Origin of the sequence: Clostridium cadaveris (genome assembly GCF_020911725.1) — a bacterium.
Lineage (GTDB): Bacteria > Bacillota > Clostridia > Clostridiales > Clostridiaceae > Clostridium_X > Clostridium_X cadaveris.
In genome coordinates this window covers 270,563-292,072 of the sequence record NZ_CP076620.1, presented here as the reverse complement: position 1 = coordinate 292,072, position 21,510 = coordinate 270,563, and the positions used below count along the sequence as shown (strand labels likewise).

Genomic DNA, 21,510 nt, shown 5'->3' with positions numbered 1-21,510 from the left:
AAAATATAGCACATTTAATTTTCCTATACAACATTAAAGTATATATTATTATTATAATTAAAGGAGTAAATCATATTTTTCATAGAAAAATTGATTTACTCCTCTATATATTATTTCATTATATATAAGTTATTATAAGTCCACTTTTTCACCATTTCGTACTTCATTTACATATTCCTCAAAATCGCTCTTAATAATAGTGACTTGTGGTCCATAAATCACTTGTATACCTGTTCCCTTTTTTACAACACCCTTAGATCCAGTTAATTTTAATGTCTCTTCATCTACAATATTAGAATCAACAAGTGTACATCTCAATCTAGTAGCACAACAATCAATATCCTGAAGATTATCAATTCCACCTAATCCTTTTAAAATCATAACTGATATATCATCATTGTTAGAGCATGATGTTTTTTTATCTACGCCATCACCTTTCTTATTGTAATCATCTTTTGTATATAATTTTACTTCTCCATTACCTTCTTCACGTCCTGGTGTTGCAATATTAAATTTCTTTATAAGAAAAGTGAAAACAAGGTAATATCCTACTGCATATACAATAAATACTGGTATCATCATAAGCCAATTTGTTTTTGCATTTCCTTGTAATAATCCATACAATGTAAAGTCTATCAATCCACAAGAAAATGTAGTACCTATACATATAGATAGCAAATGGCATATAACAAATGCTAATCCTGCAAAAACACAATGTAAAATAAATAATGCCGGTGCGATAAATAGGAATGTAAATTCTATTGGCTCAGTTATACCTGTTAAAAATGTAGTAAGTGCTGCTGAAAGGAGTAATCCTCCAACTAACTTTTTATTTTCAGGTTTAGCACATCTATACATAGCATAGGCTGCTGCTGGAAGACCTGCCATCATAAATGGATATTTACCAGTCATAAATCTGCAAGCTTCAACACTGAATTTTACTGTGTTAGGAGATGCAAGTTCTGCAAAATAAATATTTTGTGCTCCTGCAACAGTAATTCCATCAATAATTGCAGTTCCGCCAAGTCCTGTCTGCCAAAATGGGATATAGAACACATGATGAAGACCAAAAGGAATTAAAGCACGCTCCATAAATCCAAAAATAAATGTTCCCGCATATCCTGAATTTGTAACAAGTCCTCCAATTGCATATATACCATTTTGAATTGTAGGCCATATAAAGAAACATATAATACCAACTAATATATATACTATAACGGAAATAATTGGTACAAATCTAACCCCCGCAAAGAATGATAATGCTGCTGGAAGCTTTTGTTTATAAAATCTATTATGTAATGCTGCTACTCCAAGTCCTACTATGATACCTCCAAAGACTCCCATCTGCAAGGAATCAATACCGCATACATTAGCAAGTGCTCCACTTAATACCTTACCTGAATGACTTCCATCTGGAAGTATAGATCCTGTCAATTTTAACATAGCATTTATTGTAGAATGCATTACAAAAAATGAAACTCCAGATGATAAAACAGCTACTGCTTTTTCACTTTTTGCCATACCTAATGCAACTGCCATAGCAAAGATAATCGGTAAATTTCCAAATATAGTACTACCAACTTGAGACATAATAGTTAATAGTCCATTCAAAACGGTTCCACTTCCTAGAACAGATTCCAAGTTATAAGCTGCTATTGTTGTCTCATTTGTAAATGATGCTCCAAGACCTAACAATAGTCCAGCCACTGGTAAAATTGATACTGGTAAAAAGAATGATCTCCCTATTTTTTGAACTGTTGCAAATACTGTACCATTTTCTTTTCTTTTACCCATATTAAATCCCCCTATTTTGTAATACTGCATTTTTTGATAACGTTTTAATACAAATGTTTAGTCAACCATAATTAAAGCTCACTAGATATAATGGCTAGATGATTACACTAAGTCGATGTAGCTTTTGTTAATATAAATTTCCACCTCCTAATCGTTTAAATCTTTCACATGTAATTGTTATCATTACGTTTGTAACAATAATAACTTATACTTCTTCACTTGTCAACATTTTATTTCTATTCGAAGATTATTTTTCTTTCATATGAAATATATTTATGTATTGTATAAAAAACAAAAACTTAAAACTCACACATTTGTTGACTTTAAATTTGCTTAACTCCCTGTTCCGAAAAAAAAGATAGACCTCTTTCAGTCTATCTTCTATCTTTTATATTCATATTCTTCATTCATTACCATGTCAGTTAAAAGCTTAGTTCCTTCTGTTATTATTGAAACGCCATTGCCTGGATGGGTAGATGCTCCTACAAAATAGAGCCCTTTAATCTTTTTAGATTTCATATGAGGTCTAAGGTATATGCTTTGAGTAAGTTTATGACTTAGACCGAATGCACTTCCGCAATAGCAGTTAAATTTATCTTTCATCTGAAGAGGTGTTAAGTAGTCTTCATACTCTATGTTGTATTCGATATCTTGAAGCCCATCAACTCTTCGAACTTGGTTCATGACTTTATTTCTGAAAGACGATATGGTTTCATCATCCCACATTTGCTTTCCACATTGAAGGTTTGGTACACGTACCATTATGTTTAAAACTGATTTTCCTTTGGGACATAGAGTGTCATCTATGGCACTTGGATAGTATAAATATAATGCTGGATGTTCAGGCAGTTCACCAATAAAAGGTGCTTCTAGTTCATCTTTAAAATATTGGTTTATATAAATATTGTGTACCCTTAAAGTATCATACTTTTTCTTTAGTCCTAGATAAATCATGAATACCGAGCAAGAGTATTTCTTCTTTTCTATGTGGTTTGTTGAGTACAGATTTCCTTCATCTATAGGTAGCCTAAATAAATTTCTTATGGCATAAGGAAAATCCGCATTACATATTACAGTATCTGTCCTATATATTTTTTCCCCAGCCTCTACACCAATTACTTCATTACTCTCTATCATTATCTCTTTGACATTGACATTCCGCTCAATTTTACCACCCATTTCAATTATTAGCTTTTCAAGTGCTTTTATGTAACTGTACATTCCACCTTTTATATAATATAGTCCATATATATGACAAATTGTTGGAATCATGGAGTAAAGATTTGACGTTTTATATGGATCAATTCCCATATACATAGCTTGAAACATCAGATAATTTTTAAATTTCTCGTTTGTTATGAGACTGGACAAATATTTATCTGTTGATTTTAAAGGCCTCATTTTTATAGCTTTGCTTATTACTGATGGAGTAATTATCTCACCAACCCTTGCCATTGGTTTCGTTAAAAAGTTTTCTTTTGTCATCATATACTTATTTAATGACTTGAATAAAAAGTTCATATACTCTTGAGATAAACCTTCTTGTAACTTTTCTAGAGAAATGCTCATATCTCTAAAGTCACTGTAAAATTCATAGTTTGTGTCGTCGTAATAGTTAACTTTGTATATGGGGTCAAGCTTTATGATCTCCATGTAATCCTCATAATTTTTCCCAACAGATTTAAAAATCTCTGTATATATATCTGGAGTCATAACTATACTGGCAGTCAGATCAAAGCTGAAGCCTCCCCCCTCCTTGATATTCACAACTCCTCCTATAGTATTTTCTTTTTCAAGTATAGTAACCTTACATCCCCTATTGAGAAGCCTTATAGCAGAGCATAATCCCCCAATTCCAGCTCCAATAATAATCACATTTTTCATATCAGTGTGCACATCCTTACAATATGAATATTTTATAAGATTATTATTCGCTAGATTGGCTAATTTATTCCACAAAGCCTTTTACTTCTTTTATTTAGTAACTATTTCTAATCATGTTTGATATAGGGAAAATCATTTTCACCTTTGTTCCTTTCTGCTTTTCTGATTCTACATGGATTCCTATTCCAAGTTTTTCACACAAACTTTTACATAAGTATAATCCCATACCTGTACTTTTACCAAAATATCTTCCATTTTCTCCTGTAAATCCCTTTTCAAACACCCTGTCTATGTCATTATCAGGTATTCCTACTCCATTATCTTCTATAGTAAGAATTAAAGAATTTTGGTATTCTTCAGTGTAGATTGATATGAATGGATCTTGAGTACTAGAATATTTTATAGAGTTGCCCACAATCTGATTTAGTATGAATTCGATCCATTTGCTGTCACTGTATACTGTCTTATCTAAATTTCTCATATCAATCTTTATTTTCTTAACTATAAAATCTCTATAATTTCTCTTAACAACATTTCGTACTGATGCCCCAATGTCAATCTTTTTTATTATGTAGTCTTTGCTTACATCTCTGCTTCTTGAATAATACAACACCTGTTCTATAAATCCTTCTATTCTATCCATTTGTATATCGATTTTGCTTGTTACGGGACTCTTGTTATTTTCAATTATCAATTTAGCAGATGCTATAGGCGTTTTTATTTCATGAACCCATGTCTCTATGTATTCTCTGTAGTCTTCTTGCATTTCTCTATAGAACTTCACGTTCTCATGCATATCTCTTCCCACTTCTTTGAAAAGTTCATTAAAAATTCTTCCTTCTATAAAATTTGCTTCATCCAATACTTCTGGAATTAAATACTTCTTATCTAATCCCTCTAAAATCTTCTCAATATGATTATAATATCTTTTATATTTAATAGCTTCCCATAACATATATGATAAAAGTGGTATGAACCATATACAAAATATTACTAATATAACTACATAATTTACTTTTATGACATTCATTACCCAGGAAATAACTACAAATAACGTCAAATTTATCACTATAATAATTAATTTGTCTTTAAAATATTCTACTATCTTCATGGCATTACGTACCCTAAGCCCCTCCTTGTTTCTATAGGATTGCCTACTCCAATTTCCTCAAGTTTTTTTCTAAGTCTTGTTATATTTACCGACAAAGTGCTATCATCAACAAAACATTCATCCTTCCAAAGATGCTCCATAAGATCATTCCTAGATATGATTTCTCCTTTTCTGCTTATTAAATAAGAAAGTATCTTTATTTCATTTTTAGTAAGTTCCAAAGTTTTGCTCTCATATGTTATGCTTGCATTTGAAAGATTTACTATAAAATCACAATAACTCAAAGTATTTGATGTATTTATTGATCCTCCTGCCCTTTTCAATATAGCTGCAATTCTTGCTAGAAGTATTTCAGTATTATAAGGCTTTGTTATAAAATCATCTGCGCCTAAATTCATGCTCATAAGCTCATCCATATCGCTATCTCTGCTAGTAACTATAATTATAGGAATTTCCGACTTTTTTCTAATTTCCTTGCATAGATAATATCCATCAAACACAGGGAGATTTATATCTAACAATATTAAATCGCCTTTTTCGTTTTCTATGTATTCAAGAATATTTTCAAATTCCCATGGTACTTTAATATCGTAACCATATTTAGATAAAAAGTTTGCAAGCTCTTCTCTTATTGCTTTATCATCCTCCACTATAATAATTTTTTCCATAAATTATTGCTCCTTTCATAAAGCCTATAGGCACAAGGGGATTTCTTCCCCTGTGCCTTTGTAATCATTTATTATGATATAAATATTTTATATCATACCTCAATATTTATTTAGAGAATTTTATTACTTAAACATTACATTTTTGTAATTTTAACATAAGATTATAGATTCTAATCATCTTGTTCACTTGCATCATCATCTGCATCATCTACCTCATCTTTATCGTCAGAGTCATCATCCTTATCATTGCTGTCCTCTATTTTGTCCTCAAGTTCATCCTGAATTTCTTCTTTCATTTCCTCATTAAGATACGGCGTGTTGGAATATTCCTTCAGAAGCTCCACAAGCTCAGGTACTGAAAGCTGTTCTAACTTTTCTTCTAGTACATCATCATCAAGTTTCAACATAGCTTCGTATTTTCCGAGAGAAACACCCTTTTCTTCTGCTATCTTTAGGTCATCCTTATTTCCTTTTAGATACATAACTTTGAAGTTTTGAAAATTATTATTTAAAACGTCTTTTATCTTATCCTCAAATTCCATATCTTCTTTAGAATTTAAAAATGTAAATCCAACTATTACTGAATCTTTATTTGTTATGTCAGACTTATTTAGGATAGTATTTCTCAAAATTCCACTGCCTTCTGCTAGCGTTTTTCCTTTAAGCTCATCTAAATCTAAGGCCTTACCATCCTCATTCAATCCTTCCGCTTTAACTATGGTTTGATTTTTGTCTATCTTAATTGATAAACTTGGATTGATATCAAAAGTTATCATAGCATATCCCTTTGCCATAGGGCTAACCCCCTTTAGTAATGGAATCATCATTAAAACTACTGCTGCCGCTGCTGCGATAAAAGCCATTATACGCTTTTGGGGATTTTCTTCTTTTTTCTCTAATGATCTACTCTCTACTATATCTTCTTCTGTAAAAAAAATCTTTTGACCAATTTCCAGCCCTGGTTTATTCAGAATTTTTGCTATAGTTCCATCTTCTTTCATGACCAAGGCATAAGTCTCTTTTACCTCCATAACCATACCTTTGAAATACATATTAATACCTCCTAGCATCTAATCCAGAGCCTTAAATTTCTATAATTTCTATATAAAATAATAACTACAGATAAAATAAATTCCTTGCTTCTTTTAATAACTTTTTCCGTAACAAGGTATTTTAACGAAATTCGCTTTATAGGAAGTCTTTTTTTAGTAAATATAAAATTCGTCATAGGTTCATCCTTACTTACCTTTTTCGATATCCCTATGGCATTTTTTCTTGTGTCCTCGTGTTTTGGTGATTTGTCTGCCAAATCTTCTAAAGTAATGTTAAAATCCTTTAATTCTTTTTTGAATTTTTCTATTTCTTCTTTTAGTATCTCATTATCCTCTTCAGATTCATCTTTTCCTTCTATTTCAATTCCCATCTCAGCAAGCTCATCAAAAGATATATTTATGTTGTTCTTTTTCTCTTTTATAATGTGATTCTTTACTCTACTAGATATAACAAGCTTTGCGAAAGACGAAAATATTCCTTTCTCCTCATCGTATCTCTCTACAGCTTCTGTAAAAGCCAAAAGTCCTACAGAAAATTCTTCATCATTTTCTATAGATACATATCTTCCTGTAGTTTCACTTATTGTCTTAAGAATAAGAGGCATGTATTCTTCTATTATTAAATTAACCTCATCATTGCCTAACGGCTTATTTTCAAATGCCATTAAGACTCCTCCTAAAAAAATTTGTAATCTATTAAAAATAGAATCTATATATTTATAGTAAACAAACTCTAGAAAATAATCTAGAGTTTGTTTGAATAAGGGAATTCTAGTCATTATCATATTTATCATCTATATCATGAAAATCATCGTTATCATCTACGTTGTCATTCTCATCATGATCTTCATCATCCTTATCATCTTGATCTAAATCATAGTCATCATCTGTGTCATCCCAGTCATCGCCATATTTTGCTTCTAATTCTGCATCCCAATCATCGCCATATAGTTCATCTAGCTTATCATCCCAATCTTTTCCGTAAGTCTTTTCAAGATTAGTTTTTATTTCCGCTAACTTTGCTACGTCATTTTGTGAATTTTTGTTTATTGCTGATGCCGATACAGTTGTTCCTCCTAAAAGTGCTGCTATTGCTACTATAGACAATATTTTTTTCATTTTGCTTTCCTCCTAATTATTCTGTCCAATTTCTTTTTCATTATTAAATACAAGGAGGACTTAATTTTTAGGTGCTTTTTTAATTATTTTTAGAAAAAATTTTTTAATTTTATTTAACTGTAAACTTCCAGTTTCCATTCCTTATTATAGTTATATTAACTATTTTCATGTCTAATTTGCCAATCAATTTTTCTTTAACAGAAAGATCCTCATAATCTACTCCCATTTTAATCTCTGTGTCATTAGGACCTGCTCCTATAGCCCATCCCTTTCTTCCAATGCTCATAATAGATATAATAGTGTCTTTCTTTCTATATTTTGATATATCAACAGTTAATTCTATTCTACCCTTTGTTCCTTCTATAGATTTTAAAAGTGCTTTTTCATTAAGCTCTTCTATGAATATATCCTTATTAATCTCTATTGTTTCTCCCTTCTTTGGTATAGGAATCTTCAAATTTACTGGATTTTTAAGCCTGTAATCAAGGATAATTTCACTAATATTGATCTGTAAAGGTTCTTTAACATCTTTTCCTACATAAAATTCCTTACCACTTCCATCAAACGGTGATGGTTGTAGCTGATAATTCTTACTGCTATTATTTCCTATAACATTGATATTTTCCTTATTATATCCTATATAATGTGCTCCATTTTGCTTTGTTTCCTCATCACTCCAGAAAGTTATATATGTGTTACTTTGAAGATGGTATTTATTTGCACCTATTAATATATCTTTGTCCGTATTATTTCCTCCAACCTCATCATAACTATTCTTCTCATCTGCTTTTACAAGTTTTATATCTGTTTCATGTCCATTAAATACTAAAGTAAATTCTTTCAAAAGCTCTTCAGTTTGAAAGGAAGTTGTTATAAAAGAATATTCTCCTCCTCCACCCTCTGCTCCTCCAGTAGGTCTTATTGTTTCTCCACCTAATGTCTTTATATAAATCTCATATCTTTCCTTCTTATCATATTCCTCTTTAGTTAAATTAATGTTACCAGTTCTATTCACCCATACTCCTACCTGAATGGATTTCTCCTTTGCAATAACACTCTTTATAATTATCTCTTCCTTTTCATTTTTAACGCTGATAGGCTCATTTAATACATAAAGCTCTTCCGTTGTACTCACAAGCCCTGCTCCCGCATTAAAGAATAGTTTATTCTTTATAGCGGCTATAACTTCTCGCCCTTTGGGCGATATTAATGTTCCCAATATAACAAAAGCTATCATAGCTACAGTTATCTTTTGCTTTCTACTCCAACCATTTACCTTCTTATATTTCTGTATACTGCTCTTAACTCTCTTTTTAAGCTTTTTCTTTTCTATATCATTCATGACAACTTCTGCCTCATCGCTCACATCAAATTCCACATCATTCAATAATTCATAGATGTCTTTTTCATTATTCAAACTCATGCTATCCCTCCTTACTTATATTTTCAAACTGTTCCTTCAACCTTTTCCTTCCTCTGCTTACCCTTGTATTTATATTGCTGACAGTAAGCCCTAGCGCATCTGATATTTTCTGTCCGCTATATCCAAATAAAAATTTCATGACAAAGATACTCTTATCTGGCTCCTTTAATTCATTTATGAGCTTCATAACATTTCTTGTTTCTATACCTTTTATGATGTTTTCTTCTAGATTTTCTCCGTTTGAAATACTGTTGTCTATTATCTCAGTATTTCCCTTTTCCGTACTGTATTTTCTGTAATAATCTATAGCTTTATATTTGCTTATGCCGCCAATCCAACTCTTGAAATTATCATTGTTTCCTCTAAATTTATCTATATTATTCCATACACTTAAAAAAACATCTGATATACATTCTTCAATTATTCCTTCATTTTTAAGAGGCTCCAGTACTCTTCTAACGATTCCATTAACAAGAGAACTGTATATATCAATTATATATTCCAGTGATTTCTCATCTTTACGCCTCATCTGGGTGAGAAAATTTTCTCTATCTATTCTCATATCTTGTCTCCTTTCTGAGATCTCTACTATATACAACGAAAGCTTTAATAAAAGCTTACACTAGTTATAAAAGAAATACTAAGTAATTTTTATGTAAGTTAAGAATAGCTTAAGTGAAAAAATTAATGAGTTAGTGGTATAATTTCTTTGAAAAGATCTTAAAAAACATTTATTTATTAATAATTTTCAACTCAAATAGACTATAATAAAAATATACAAAATATAAAAGGAGGATAACTATGCTTGAATATAAATTTGATACACAGTTATTAATTGAAGGAAAAAATCTATCAGAGGACGACATTAATGAATATATTACTAAGAATATAGAGGGCGACTGTCTCCTTGCAGTTGGTGATGATGAACTTATTAAAATTCATTTTCACACAAATACTCCTTGGAGAGTGCTAGAATATTGTGCTTCATTAGGTGAAATTTATGACGTTGTTATAGAAAATATGGAGCGCCAACAAAATGGATTAAAGGGCTAATATGAAAAGCATAACTCATGATATAAAAAATACACTAAAGAGTATCATATGGAATTGGAGAGTTCTTCTTATATTTGAGTTCCTATATAAAATACTTGGAGGTTTAATACTCTTTCCAATACTTCATATTTTCGTAAATTTCACGCTAAAAAGAGCAAAAACACCATATTTAGACTTAGAGACATTGAGCACTTGGCTATTGCATCCATTTACTATTCCGGTATTGATATTCTGCTTACTAATATTAGGTGTCTACATAATGTTAGAAATGAGTGTTATGGTTCAATACTTCTATAGTTCAAATCACAAAGAAAAGCTAAGCCTTTGTCAGCTATTGAAGATTTCAATAAATAAATCACTTCATGCCGCAAGACCTCAAAATTGGCTGTTATTGTTCTTTGTTATGATTTTATTTCCAATAACATCATTTACCTTAACCCCAGATACTTTGATCAATCTTCGTATTCCCGAATATGTTGTTGATTATTTTAGAGAAAGTGGCGGAATATATATCATCTATACTTTAATTGTAGTAATTGTCAATTTTATTGTATTTTACATGATTTACAGTATACCTATATTTATCTTAGAAGATGTGTCATTTTTAACTGCTTGTAAAAAAAGTTATGGTATGATGAAAAATAAATTTTTTAAAACATTATTTAAATACTTATCATGGATAATAGCTATACTATTGATTTTTCTTCTTATTTGCGGAATATTTCTTTTGTTTAGCATAATAAAGTTTAGATATATAGATTACAATGATTTTTCGGAGCAAAACTTTTTGATTAACTACATTCAGTTAAAGCAATATGCAACATTTATCTTCCGAATAGTAATATTCTCAGGAAGCTTTGCATTTATTATGAATAATTATTTACACCATATTGGTTATAATATTGACTTTAAAAAAGTAGAGAAAAAAAAGCCTAGAGTTTCAGTGGTTGTACTTAGTGTTGCTGAGCTTCTCCTTATGTTTACAGCTATAGGTTTTTATATAGATTATCATGGAAACGCATTTGAAATGTTCTCTTTAATTAGTCAAAAACGTGACATTGTGGCCCATCGTGCTGGCAGCTTATTTGCACCTGAAAATACACTGCCAGCATTAGAGAAAGCTATTAAAAGTAATGCAGATTATGCTGAGATAGATATCCAACAGTCTAAGGATAAAGAGCTTATTATTCTTCATGACACCAATTTCAAACGTACTACTGGTGTAAATAAGAATGTCTGGGATGTTACTTACGATGAAATAAAGACATATGATGCTGGCAGTTACTATTCCCCAGAGTTTGAAAATACGAGAATTCCAACTTTAGAGCAGATGATACAAAAGGCAAACGGAAAAATCAAATTGATGATAGAATTGAAGATTAACGGTCATGAGAGTAATCTTGAAGAAGATACTATAAATCTTATTAAAAAGTATAATTTTGAGAATCAGTGTGTCATTGCTTCTATGAATTTAGAGGTGTTGCACAAAATAAAAGAGCTAGACAAAAACATAAAAACAGTTTATATAACACCGATTATCTTTGGAGAGTACTATGGAATGAAAGATGTTGATATGTTCAGCATTGAATCAACTTTCATAGATAGAAATGTCATCTTTAGAATACATTCCAATGATAAAAAAGTCTTTGTATGGACAATAAATGAAGATGAAGCTATGAAAAAACTATTATCTTTACCTATTGATGGTATAGTTACAGACAATCCAGAACTAGCTGCGTATTATAGATCTGAAGGAGGCAGTGATCCTTTCATTTCTGCTTTAATGGAGGTCTTATTTCCTGATTATTAAAATTTAAAAAGAATTTTTTATTTAAATCAAATCTATCTACATTCCCTACAAAAAAGGAGCTACTGCATTAATTATTTAATGCTATAGCTCCTTTTCAATTAAGATATCTTTTTCTTTCTTAAAAGGAAAATACCTGCCGTTAAAACTCCAAAACCTAATATTTCTATTAACGAAGACATAAGGTCTCCTGTTTGAGGAAGTTTATTAATGTTTTGTCCTTTATCTAATGCTTCATCATTAGTAACTCCTGAATTTCCTCCTGCTCCTGGCTTTTCTGCTTCACTAGGCTTGCTTCCTGATCCATCATCTGGTTTTGCTCCTTCGTCAGGCTTGCTTCCTACACCATCTTCTGATAGTTTCTCATATATAATTTGGAATACCCTATCATTTTCTCCTATTGTTTCATCTTCTATTTTAAATTCAGGCACTTTATCTATGCGATATCCCTCAATTTCTTTCATTGGAAACTTAATTGCAGATAATAAGAACCATTCATAACCTTTATATTCTTCTGAAGGTGCAATTTCATTTCCATTTTTATCAATATATTGAAAAGTTACATTTTTTATAACTGGTTTCCTTAATCCACTTTCGCCTTTATTTACTACTTTCACTTCTACATATTGAGATTCAAAATTTTCTCCATCTGGTGCAACTTGAATTTTATATATACGATCTGTAGCAATATTTCTTGGACAAATAATTTCTAAAAGCTGATGATTTCCATTGCCAGTTATACCCGTTCCATCCATTGCCACCATTATAAAATGATCTATACTGTCGTAAGCTGGAATATTATAAATTGGCCACTCTACTCCATCTTCATCTATGATTCGTACCTTTGTTTTCTTTGCATCTAAATTAGTTCCATAAAGGTGAACTTGAATCTTTTTACTTTCTTGATTGATTGGGGTTTCTACATAACTTGGATTAAACATATCTGGAAGTACTCCGTAAGAATTAATTTTCATATTTCCTAGTGTTATATCATTTACATTTTTATCTGCCGGAAGTACAGAAACCATTGATAGTTTTGTAATATTCATATAGTCTAGTCCTTCTTGAACTACTGTACCATTTAAAGATAGTTTTAATAACCAACATTGAGTTTTATCTCCAGTGTTCTCTGGTACTTGGAATACTAAAACAGGAGTTTCTTTAGTTCCTTCCACTTTAACCTTAATTTCTTCATTAATTTGGCAAGTTCCAACATTTAATACCCTTCCTAAAATATTAGCTGATTCCAAATTATATCCATTCAATTGGATTCTAACTTCTCCACCTTTACTTGATAATACTTCATCTGTCAATATATCCATACTAAACACAACTGGACCATCCTTAATATGCCATTTTAAAGGTTTTACCAATTCATTATTTTTGGTTTGCAGTGCCTTCTTATCAACTACAATATTTTTGCTACCCAAAAGTGGTTCATATTTATTCTCCAATGTAATAATTACTTCATTTCCAGCAAACTCTATTTTGTCATTTTTTCCAAGTGGCTTCTCATTAAATCCATATGTTAATTTAATTTTTTCTTTTAATTCTGCTTCACTTCCAGTTGCATTTTCAACTTCTTGATCAAAAACCATAGTAATCACAGTTCTATCTGTATTAATATATAATGCCGTAGGTTTTAAATCTATTTCTTTTCTATTATCCTCATCTTTTAGCGGCATAACTATTACTAAAGTTTTTACTGAATTTACCATTTCATTATTATCTTTTATTCCAACTTGAATCTCATAAGTAACAGCTTTTGATGTTTTATTTTCTGGCAGTGTTAGAATTGCCTTTCCACTATATTCATCTATAAAAATATCAGTCACTACAACATCTTCTGAAGGCAATGTTTTAATTATAATATTATCATAAGAAAGATATTGTCCTTTAAACTGTAGCTGATATGATAATCCTGATACTCCAAGTGGTATAGCTTTTAATTCCGTCACCGCAGCTCCCTCAATTTTATTTGCTGCAACTGTGGCAAAAATTGTTGTATCAAACCAGCTATTTTCCATTCCCTTTGGAGTAACTTTAACTGAATATTTTCTTAATTCTTCACTTTTATTTTCTGGAAAGTTAATTTTAAAACTCTGAGTTTTATCTGTTTTCTTTGTAAACACAGCTTTTAATTCCTCATTTTCTTCAACCTTTACTGATATTTCTTCAGTAAGGCCTCTTCCATAAACTACAAATTCAACCTCTCCACCTTTACTACCAAGAGCAGTTTCAGATTTTGATTTAAACATATAAATTTCTGCATTGCTTTCTGGTTTTGGTATTTCACCTACATTCCCTGTTCCCTTTACTTCAACGACCTTACTATTTCCATAGGAATATCCACTTCCACTTTCATCAAAAAGAACATTATAGGTTACAGCCTCAACTCTTTCCGGAAAAATAATTGTTACAATTTGCTGTTCATCTTCACCTACAACCTTTACATTGACGTCATTTACCACACTATTGTTAGCTATAACTTTTACTAAAGTTTGATTTTTAACTAAGTTTTCTCCTCCAATGATATATTTCATTGTTCTTTCAGAGGTTAATTTAGAAGCATCTTCATAAACCTGCCAAATCTTTGATACTGCATATGTACTCTCAGCTACATTATGTATGCCTTCCTCACTGATGCCCATAGCCATAACACTAACAGCGCTTTGAGTAAACAACATAGTGGCTGCTATTAGTGATGAAATTATTTTTTTCCCCTTCATACCATTTCCCCCTATATGTAATTTATACCATAAATGGTTCATAATGATATTATCATGTTTTTTTTTGATATTCCAATTGTTTTTTTTAATGATTAAATTTTTTATATAGAAATTCTCTATAGTTGTTTCTCAAAATTACTGTACAATGAATTAACATATAAAAACATAAGCTGTCTCACTAAATCGCAAATGATTTTGGCATCAAGCTGCTAATCCGCAGTATATAACTGAGAATATATTTACAGCCAACGCAAAACTGCCAGTATAAAAAATTACTGACAGAAAAAGCTTTTATTTTTTAATTGTCTACTTCACAAAGAGCGATTCACATTAAACAACTTTTCACCTCTTAATTTTTTAACGCTTTCTCGTAAATGTCATATAAGTATATGGAATCTCTCCATAAAAATGTTCATCAATGTGTTTGTCAAAATCCTCTTCATTAAAATCAGGAAAATAGGTATCCCCTTCAACAACCTTATCAACAAGAGTGATATACATTTTATCAACAATGTGGATTGCTTCTTCGAATATCTTTTCACCACCAGATATATATACGTCCCTGTCTCCAGCAATGTCTAAAGCTTCTTTCAAAGATTTAGCTGTTATAAGATTTTCACCTTCGTAAGTTTTGGTAGTTGATAGAACTATATTAATTCTATTTGGAAGAGGTTTTCCGATTTCTTCGTAGGATCGCCTCCCCATGATAACAACATTATCAGTTGTCAGCTCCTTGTAACGTCGCAGCTCCCCTTTTATATTCCATGGGATTCTCCCCTTATTTCCAATTACATTGTTTTTAGAATGTGCAACTATTAATGCTATCATTATATTTACCTTTCTAAATTAATCATTTCAATTTATTATTATAGAACATACTCCAACTGGCAGTCACAAGGCTCTCTTTTCATATGTTCTTCATTATATTCGGTTGCTTCGACACAGCCCATGGCTTTGTAAAACATTTGGGATTCTACTGCAGAATGTGCTGATATATAAAGTTTTGATGCACCTTGTTCTTTTGCCCATTTAGCTGCCATATCAAATAGTTTTTTACCAATATCTTTTCCCCTAGAATCATAGGAAACATGGATACTTGAAAGGTCTAGATACTCCCTGTTTGAACCCAAAGGAGTACTTTCAACTGAAGCAAAGCCTTTCAACTTTCCATCTACAAAAGCTCCAAGGACAACTCCATAAGTTTTTATAGTATTTTTTAGATATGACACTAAGATTTCATATTCATCTTTACTCCATTGATCAATAAACGGATCATCTACTATTACCCATTGCCCATCTATTTTTCTACGACACTTTGTCACCTCTTGATATCTTTCAAAAGCTGAAAACAAATCTAAGTTCATTTCATCAATAATAATCTTTCTGTATTCCATAAACCATTTCCTTTCGATGATTTGTCTATTAAATTTCTATGCACTAGTTACATATTCTATAACATCCATAAATGACATCTGCAGAGTTTCTGGAATGTCTCTCCTTGATGTGAACCCCCCCTTAAGATTCTTCTCAATTATATACTGTATATACTTTTATATTTGAATATCTAAGGTATAGTTCACAAATAAATTTTCATATAAGCTTATTATCAAATACATTTGCTGTTGATAAAAATATTAGCTTTCCTCCTGTTTTTTCTTCTATATACTGTGCAGCTTGCTTATGACACGCTTTTTGAGCTTCATAATCTCCTCGCAAACTAGAAATAATTATCAGTTTTTAAGTATAGTTTTTTGTTTATGATATTCAACTATTTCTCCAATGAAAAAGGAAGTAAGAGTTCCTAGTACACTTAGTCTAGTTACAAAATTAATTGAATAACCTCTCTCAAGAATCCAAAAAATATGTCTAAGTGCTTCGAGTATTAACATAATTAGAGAAGAAACTATAGCAAGAAGAATACATATTTCTATGGATGGATAACAAAGTCTCCTTTGAGTAACTCTACCTAAGATATATCCAAAGATAAATATACCTATAAAGTAGTAAAGAGTAACAATCATTATAGAAAAACAAGGTAGTACTTCACAATATCTAGGAAAGTAGTATGAATTAAGAAAATACATTAAAGTAACGAAAAACGAGTAGATTAAAATGGAATGTAGGCTTTAAAAATTGATTTCATATTGTTCTTCCTTACTTAAACGATATTTTATCTTCATATGCTTTCATCTCCCTCTGTAATATATTATACATCAAATATTTTTCAAACATAATTTCTATATCAATATTTAAAATTTATTACTATAATATTTTTTATACTCACCATATTAAAATTACACTATAAATCTCAATCCTACCTACAATAAAAATAACAGAAATATTCCTCAAATCTTTTTTTAATAAGGATATTATAAAAAAAATCACATGTATGATTATATTATTAATCTACATGTGATTTAACTTGAGATTTTAACTTAATTAGATACTTTTGTACCTAGAAATGGAAACCTCGATTTTGCTCTTCTATCTTTTTATTTATATCTTTTTAACGAACTCAGATTTTAGAGACATAGCTCCAAAGCCATCTATCTTACAATCTATATTGTGGTCCCCATCAACTAGACGTATGTTTTTTACTTTTGTTCCCTTCTTTAAAGCAGAAGTTGCTCCCTTTACTTTTAGGTCCTTTACTATAGTTACAGAATCACCATCATTTAATATGTTGCCGTTGGCGTCTTTAACTATTCTTTCATCTTCACTAGGTTGGTTTTCTCCATTAGCTGACCATTCATGGGCACACTCTGGACATACAAATAAGCTGCCATCCTCATAAGTATACTCTGAATTACATTTTGGGCAATTTGGTAATTTATCCATATTTAATTCCTCCATCTTTTGCTTGAATCTATATTATAACAAATTTCAAAGGAAAATAAACATGAAAATTTTATCTATATACCATTGTCTATATTTGAGAAATCAAAGTTTTATGCTGCTCTTTTATTGATTTTAAAAGTTCTGAGTCTAGTATCAAATCTAGTGCTGTAAGGGACAATATCTTAGCTCCTAAGGTGCAGCTTTCTAGTGCCTTAGGCTTTATACACTCTTCTCTAAATTCTACAGTATGTCCTCCACATTTGACTTCTGTAACCCTCAAAGTCGGGTGAATTGTTGGAACTACTTGAGATACATTTCCTACATCAGTTGACCCAATTCCTGATTCCTTATGGTCAAGGGTTTCTCCAAAGTATTCTAAATGCTTTTTATATACTTCATCAAAAGCAGGAGTTGGAACTAGATTATCTACTTTGTTTTGATAACGGATGACTTTTCCCTTTGCTCCTGTTAATAATCCTGCTCCCTCTACTATTCTTTCTACCTTTGCAAATACATCGTTTAATGTGTTTCTTGAAGCAGACCTTAGATAGAAGCGCGCTTTTGCATAATCAGGAACTATATTTGGAGCACTTCCTCCATTTGTTATTATCCCATGGATTCTTACATCACTTGGAAGGTGCTGACGAAGTGCATTAATTCCATTGTACACTTGAATTACTGCATCTAAAGCGTTGATTCCTTGTTCCGGAATTGCTGCTGCATGAGCAGGCTTTCCGAAGAATTCTATATCTATAGGATCATTTGCAAGAGAAGTTCCTGTAAGCAGATTCAATGTTCCTGGATGTGCTATAAGGGCAGCATCAACATCTTTAAAATATCCCTCTCTCACAAAGCTCTCCTTTGCGCTTCCTTCTTCTCCTCCCTCCTCTCCAGGAGTTCCATAAACCCTTACTTCTCCGCCAATTTCATCTATAACTTTTGATAAGGCAACACCTGCAAAGGTACTTGTTGCTCCTATTATATTATGGCCACAAGCATGTCCTAATCCCTCAAGAGCATCATACTCTGCTAAAAAAGCTATAACTGGTCCTGGCTTGCCAGATTTCTTCACTGCTGCAAATCCAGTTCTGTGTCCTGCTGCATTATCTTCTATTTTAAAGCCCTCTTCTCTTAATTTATCCCCTAATACTTTACATGCAAAGAATTCATAGTTTGATACTTCTGGCTTTTCCCATATAGCTTTTGAAATATTTTCATACTCCTTCTTATGCTCTTCTATATATTTTATTATTTTATCTTGAATTACCTTTATATCTGCCATCTTATTTTCCCCCTAGACCTTTTTATTATCCACATATAATAAAACACTTAATCTACAACTTTTATATTTCAAAATATTCAAATCATTTATTTTAAAATACTGGAATACTTTGTCCACCAAACACCTTATTTATTATGTCCCTAGTTGCCTCTGAAGTATAAACTTCCTTTACCTTTTGAAGAACTTCATCATTTATATTTTCTTTTCTTACCGCTATAACATTGTAGTAATTTTCTGCTGTAGGACCATCTATATTTTCCACAGCTATTGCAGAATCCTTCAGTGTAAGTCCTGCTTGATAAGCAACACCATTGTTTATAATTGCAAAATCTACATCATCTAAAGAACGTGGTATCTGTCCTGCAGCCATTTCTACTATACTCAAATTGTGAGGATTCTTTTCTATATCCTTAACTGTTGGAGTAAGATTTAATGGATCTTTAAGAGTTATAAGTTCTAAGCTGGATAATAATTGAAGTGCCCTTCCTCCATTAGTAGCATCATTTGGTATTGCTACCTTCGCACCATCCTTAACCTCTTTTATATCCTTTATTTTGTTCGAATAAGCTCCCATTGGTGCTATAGACGTATAGTTTAAAATCTGAAGATCCATGTTGTGCTTTTTATTGTAGTCCTCAAGATAAATCTTAGTCTGGAATGCATTAAGATCTATTTCTCCATCATTTAAGGCTTCATTTGGTTTTATATAATCTGAAAATGAAACTATATCAAGTTTTATGTTGTACTCTTTTAATCTCTCATTTACATCATCCCAAACTCTATAGTCTGTTCCATTAACTCCAAGCTTTAATACTGTAACATCTCCATCTTTTGTTCCTAATATTTTAGTTTCTGGAGCTTTCCCTCCACATGCTGTCAATGTTAATCCTAATGAGCATACTGTTATAAATTTTAATAAGTTCTTTATTCTTTTCATATTTCTTCTCTCCTTACTTATTGTGATTACATTTTTTATATAGGCTGTCGCCAATTCCTTGTACTATATATACAAAGATTAATAAAATTACTATTGTTACTATCATCACATCTGTCTTGAACATCTGATAGCCGTATCTTATAGCAAAATCTCCAAGACCTCCTCCTCCTACAGTTCCCGCTATAGCTGAAAAGCCTAAAAGCGATACCAAACATAAAGTGATGGCTTGAATTATTCCACCTAGTCCTTCTTTCAAAATTACCTTGAAAATAATCTGCAATTCTGAAAATCCCATAGCTTCATAAGCCTCTATTATTCCCTTATCAACTTTGATTAGTGCTAGTTCTATCTGACGTGCCATTGTTGGAATACACACTATGGTAAGTGGAACTATTGCTCCTTTAACCCCTATGGTTGTCCCAGATATTGCCCTTATAAGCCCTGGTATAGCAGCTATAAGTATTACAAATGGAATTGAACGTATTGTATTTATGAGTTTTGATAAAATTGAATATAAATATTTGTTTTCTAGTATGTGGTTCTTTCCTGTAACCAGCATAATAACCCCTAGGGGTAATCCTATCAGCGTTCCATAAAGTCCTGCACTTCCAACCATAATTAAAGTTTCCTTTAAGGCTTTTATTAAATCCGGTGTAAGTTCTATTACATTTGGTATTAATTCATTAAACATTTGCTACCACCTCAACCTTTGCTCCATTTTCACTCAAATAATCTATTGTATCTTTAACTTCAATTGATGTTCCTCTTATCTCAACTATTAGGTTTCCTATCATAGAGTCACATAATTTTTCTATGTTTCCATATAGGATGTTTATAGTTCCCTTTGACACCTTCATAGCATTTGATATAAGCGGAGTGTCCGTTATATCTCCAGCAAAGCTTATCTTGAACAAGTTTTTCTTTGTGTCTTGAACTTTTTCTAAAAATTCGTCTGTATGCATTGTCTGAGCTATGAATTCTTTTGCTATCCTTGTTTTAGGATCTGAGAATATTGAAATTAAATCACCTTTTTCTACTACCTCTCCCTTTTCCATGATTGCGACCTTATTACAAATGCTCTTTACAACTTCCATCTGGTGAGTGATTATCACAACAGTTATTCCCATTTGATCATTTATCTTTTTTATAAGCTTTAAAATCGATTTTGTAGTGTTTGGATCTAGAGCTGAAGTTGCCTCATCGCAAAGAAGAATCTTTGGATTTACGCTTAGAGCTCTTGCTATGGCAACTCTTTGCTTTTGTCCTCCACTTAGCTGGCTTGGATAAGCTTCCACTTTATCTTCTAAGTCGACTATTTTTAGAAGTTCTATAACTTTCTTATGTATTTCCCTTTTGCTTAGTCCTGTATGATTTTTAAGGGGAGCTGCTATATTTTCATATACGCTTATACTATTCATCAAGTTGAAATGTTGAAAAATCATACCTATATCTTTTCTCACTTCTCTAAGTTCTTTCTTTCCTAAGTTTATAAGCGACTTTCCCCCAACTACTACCTCCCCCTCATCTGGTTTTTCTAAAAGATTGATACACCTTATAAGAGTACTCTTTCCTGCTCCGCTATACCCTATGATTCCGTATATATCTCCTTCTTCAATATTAAGAGTCACATTTCTTAATGCATGTACTTCTCTACCATCTGCTTTAAATGTTTTGTTGCAATTTTGTATTTTTATCATGCTGATATCCCCCTTTTGAAAATAAAAAAAGCTTTCGTCCCTATACAAAAGGACGAAAGCTGTAAACTTCGTGTTACCACCTTAATTCATCAATATCTCACAATATTAACCTCTTC

Annotated in this window: 21 protein-coding genes and 1 other annotated feature (1 of these 22 running past the window's edge); of the genes, 2 read left to right on the top strand and 19 right to left on the bottom strand. The window is 31.4% G+C overall.

Features of this window, described 5'->3' with window-relative positions:
• Nucleotides 1-132 precede the first annotated feature (132 nt).
• From KQH81_RS01340 to KQH81_RS01300, 9 genes are all read right to left on the bottom strand, one after another.
• A complete protein-coding gene (locus KQH81_RS01340; RefSeq protein ID WP_178311728.1) occupies nt 133-1,794 on the bottom strand; it encodes a PTS transporter subunit EIIC in 1,662 nt (553 codons plus the stop codon).
• A 381-nt stretch (nt 1,795-2,175) separates the two neighbouring features.
• Nucleotides 2,176-3,678 (bottom strand): phytoene desaturase family protein, encoded by a 1,503-nt coding sequence (locus tag KQH81_RS01335; RefSeq protein WP_178311726.1) that lies wholly within the window; start codon nt 3,676-3,678, stop codon nt 2,176-2,178.
• Nucleotides 3,679-3,772: 94 nt separating this feature from the next.
• Nucleotides 3,773-4,789, bottom strand: a complete 1,017-nt coding sequence (locus KQH81_RS01330) for a sensor histidine kinase (protein ID WP_178311724.1) — start codon at nt 4,787-4,789, stop codon at nt 3,773-3,775.
• Nucleotides 4,786-5,457 carry a response regulator transcription factor gene (locus KQH81_RS01325; RefSeq protein ID WP_178311721.1) on the bottom strand — a complete coding sequence of 224 codons (672 nt, stop codon included), beginning with the start codon at nt 5,455-5,457 and terminating at the stop codon, nt 4,786-4,788. Before KQH81_RS01325 ends, KQH81_RS01330 begins: the two co-directional genes overlap by 4 nt.
• A 170-nt stretch (nt 5,458-5,627) precedes the next feature.
• Nucleotides 5,628-6,509 (bottom strand): anti-sigma factor domain-containing protein, encoded by an 882-nt coding sequence (locus KQH81_RS01320; RefSeq protein ID WP_180269215.1) that lies wholly within the window; start codon nt 6,507-6,509, stop codon nt 5,628-5,630.
• An 11-nt stretch (nt 6,510-6,520) separates the two neighbouring features.
• Entirely contained in the window at nt 6,521-7,174 is a 654-nt protein-coding gene (locus tag KQH81_RS01315; protein WP_027640239.1) for a sigma factor, read from the bottom strand.
• A gap of 106 nt (nt 7,175-7,280) precedes the next feature.
• Complete coding sequence (locus KQH81_RS01310; RefSeq protein WP_051196393.1) at nt 7,281-7,628, bottom strand: hypothetical protein; 348 nt, start codon at nt 7,626-7,628, stop codon at nt 7,281-7,283.
• A 109-nt stretch (nt 7,629-7,737) separates the two neighbouring features.
• A complete protein-coding gene (locus tag KQH81_RS01305) occupies nt 7,738-9,051 on the bottom strand; it encodes a hypothetical protein (RefSeq protein ID WP_099335964.1) in 1,314 nt (437 codons plus the stop codon).
• Between the two features lies 1 nt (nt 9,052).
• Nucleotides 9,053-9,613 carry a sigma-70 family RNA polymerase sigma factor gene (locus tag KQH81_RS01300; protein WP_027640242.1) on the bottom strand — a complete coding sequence of 187 codons (561 nt, stop codon included), beginning with the start codon at nt 9,611-9,613 and terminating at the stop codon, nt 9,053-9,055.
• Between the two features lie 239 nt (nt 9,614-9,852).
• Here KQH81_RS01300 and KQH81_RS01295 point away from each other — a divergent pair, with 239 nt between their 5' ends.
• Together KQH81_RS01295 and KQH81_RS01290 are read left to right on the top strand one after the other, a co-directional pair.
• Complete coding sequence (locus KQH81_RS01295) at nt 9,853-10,104, top strand: kinase to dihydroxyacetone kinase (protein WP_099335965.1); 252 nt, start codon at nt 9,853-9,855, stop codon at nt 10,102-10,104.
• A gap of 1 nt (nt 10,105) precedes the next feature.
• Complete coding sequence (locus KQH81_RS01290; protein ID WP_099335966.1) at nt 10,106-11,914, top strand: glycerophosphodiester phosphodiesterase; 1,809 nt, start codon at nt 10,106-10,108, stop codon at nt 11,912-11,914.
• Nucleotides 11,915-12,012: 98 nt separating this feature from the next.
• On the opposite strand, the gene KQH81_RS01285 is transcribed toward KQH81_RS01290, so the two are convergent.
• The 10 genes from KQH81_RS01285 to KQH81_RS01245 form a co-directional block, all read right to left on the bottom strand.
• Entirely contained in the window at nt 12,013-14,640 is a 2,628-nt protein-coding gene (locus KQH81_RS01285; RefSeq protein ID WP_180269216.1) for an LPXTG cell wall anchor domain-containing protein, read from the bottom strand.
• A gap of 357 nt (nt 14,641-14,997) precedes the next feature.
• Nucleotides 14,998-15,468, bottom strand: a complete 471-nt coding sequence (locus KQH81_RS01280; RefSeq protein WP_027640244.1) for a dihydrofolate reductase — start codon at nt 15,466-15,468, stop codon at nt 14,998-15,000.
• A gap of 38 nt (nt 15,469-15,506) precedes the next feature.
• A complete protein-coding gene (locus KQH81_RS01275) occupies nt 15,507-16,034 on the bottom strand; it encodes a GNAT family N-acetyltransferase (RefSeq protein ID WP_099335968.1) in 528 nt (175 codons plus the stop codon).
• Nucleotides 16,035-16,230: 196 nt separating this feature from the next.
• Nucleotides 16,231-16,356, bottom strand: coding sequence for a hypothetical protein (locus KQH81_RS17560; RefSeq protein WP_268254219.1), 126 nt, complete (start codon nt 16,354-16,356; stop codon nt 16,231-16,233).
• Between the two features lie 14 nt (nt 16,357-16,370).
• A complete protein-coding gene (locus KQH81_RS01270; RefSeq protein WP_230028731.1) occupies nt 16,371-16,661 on the bottom strand; it encodes a hypothetical protein in 291 nt (96 codons plus the stop codon).
• 475 nt (nt 16,662-17,136) lie between these two features.
• Nucleotides 17,137-17,478 (bottom strand): zinc ribbon domain-containing protein YjdM, encoded by a 342-nt coding sequence (locus KQH81_RS01265; RefSeq protein WP_027640246.1) that lies wholly within the window; start codon nt 17,476-17,478, stop codon nt 17,137-17,139.
• 88 nt (nt 17,479-17,566) lie between these two features.
• Complete coding sequence (locus KQH81_RS01260; RefSeq protein ID WP_027640247.1) at nt 17,567-18,760, bottom strand: M20 family metallopeptidase; 1,194 nt, start codon at nt 18,758-18,760, stop codon at nt 17,567-17,569.
• 91 nt (nt 18,761-18,851) lie between these two features.
• Entirely contained in the window at nt 18,852-19,697 is an 846-nt protein-coding gene (locus tag KQH81_RS01255) for a MetQ/NlpA family ABC transporter substrate-binding protein (RefSeq protein ID WP_027640248.1), read from the bottom strand.
• 13 nt (nt 19,698-19,710) lie between these two features.
• The gene (locus KQH81_RS01250; protein WP_027640249.1) at nt 19,711-20,388 is read right to left on the bottom strand and encodes a methionine ABC transporter permease; all 678 of its coding nucleotides are present in this window, start codon (nt 20,386-20,388) and stop codon (nt 19,711-19,713) included.
• Nucleotides 20,381-21,394, bottom strand: a complete 1,014-nt coding sequence (locus KQH81_RS01245) for a methionine ABC transporter ATP-binding protein (protein ID WP_027640250.1) — start codon at nt 21,392-21,394, stop codon at nt 20,381-20,383. The genes KQH81_RS01250 and KQH81_RS01245 overlap by 8 nt, the downstream gene beginning before the upstream one ends.
• 45 nt (nt 21,395-21,439) lie before the next feature.
• Nucleotides 21,440-21,510 (bottom strand) — a binding site (T-box leader) (it continues 195 nt past the right edge of the window).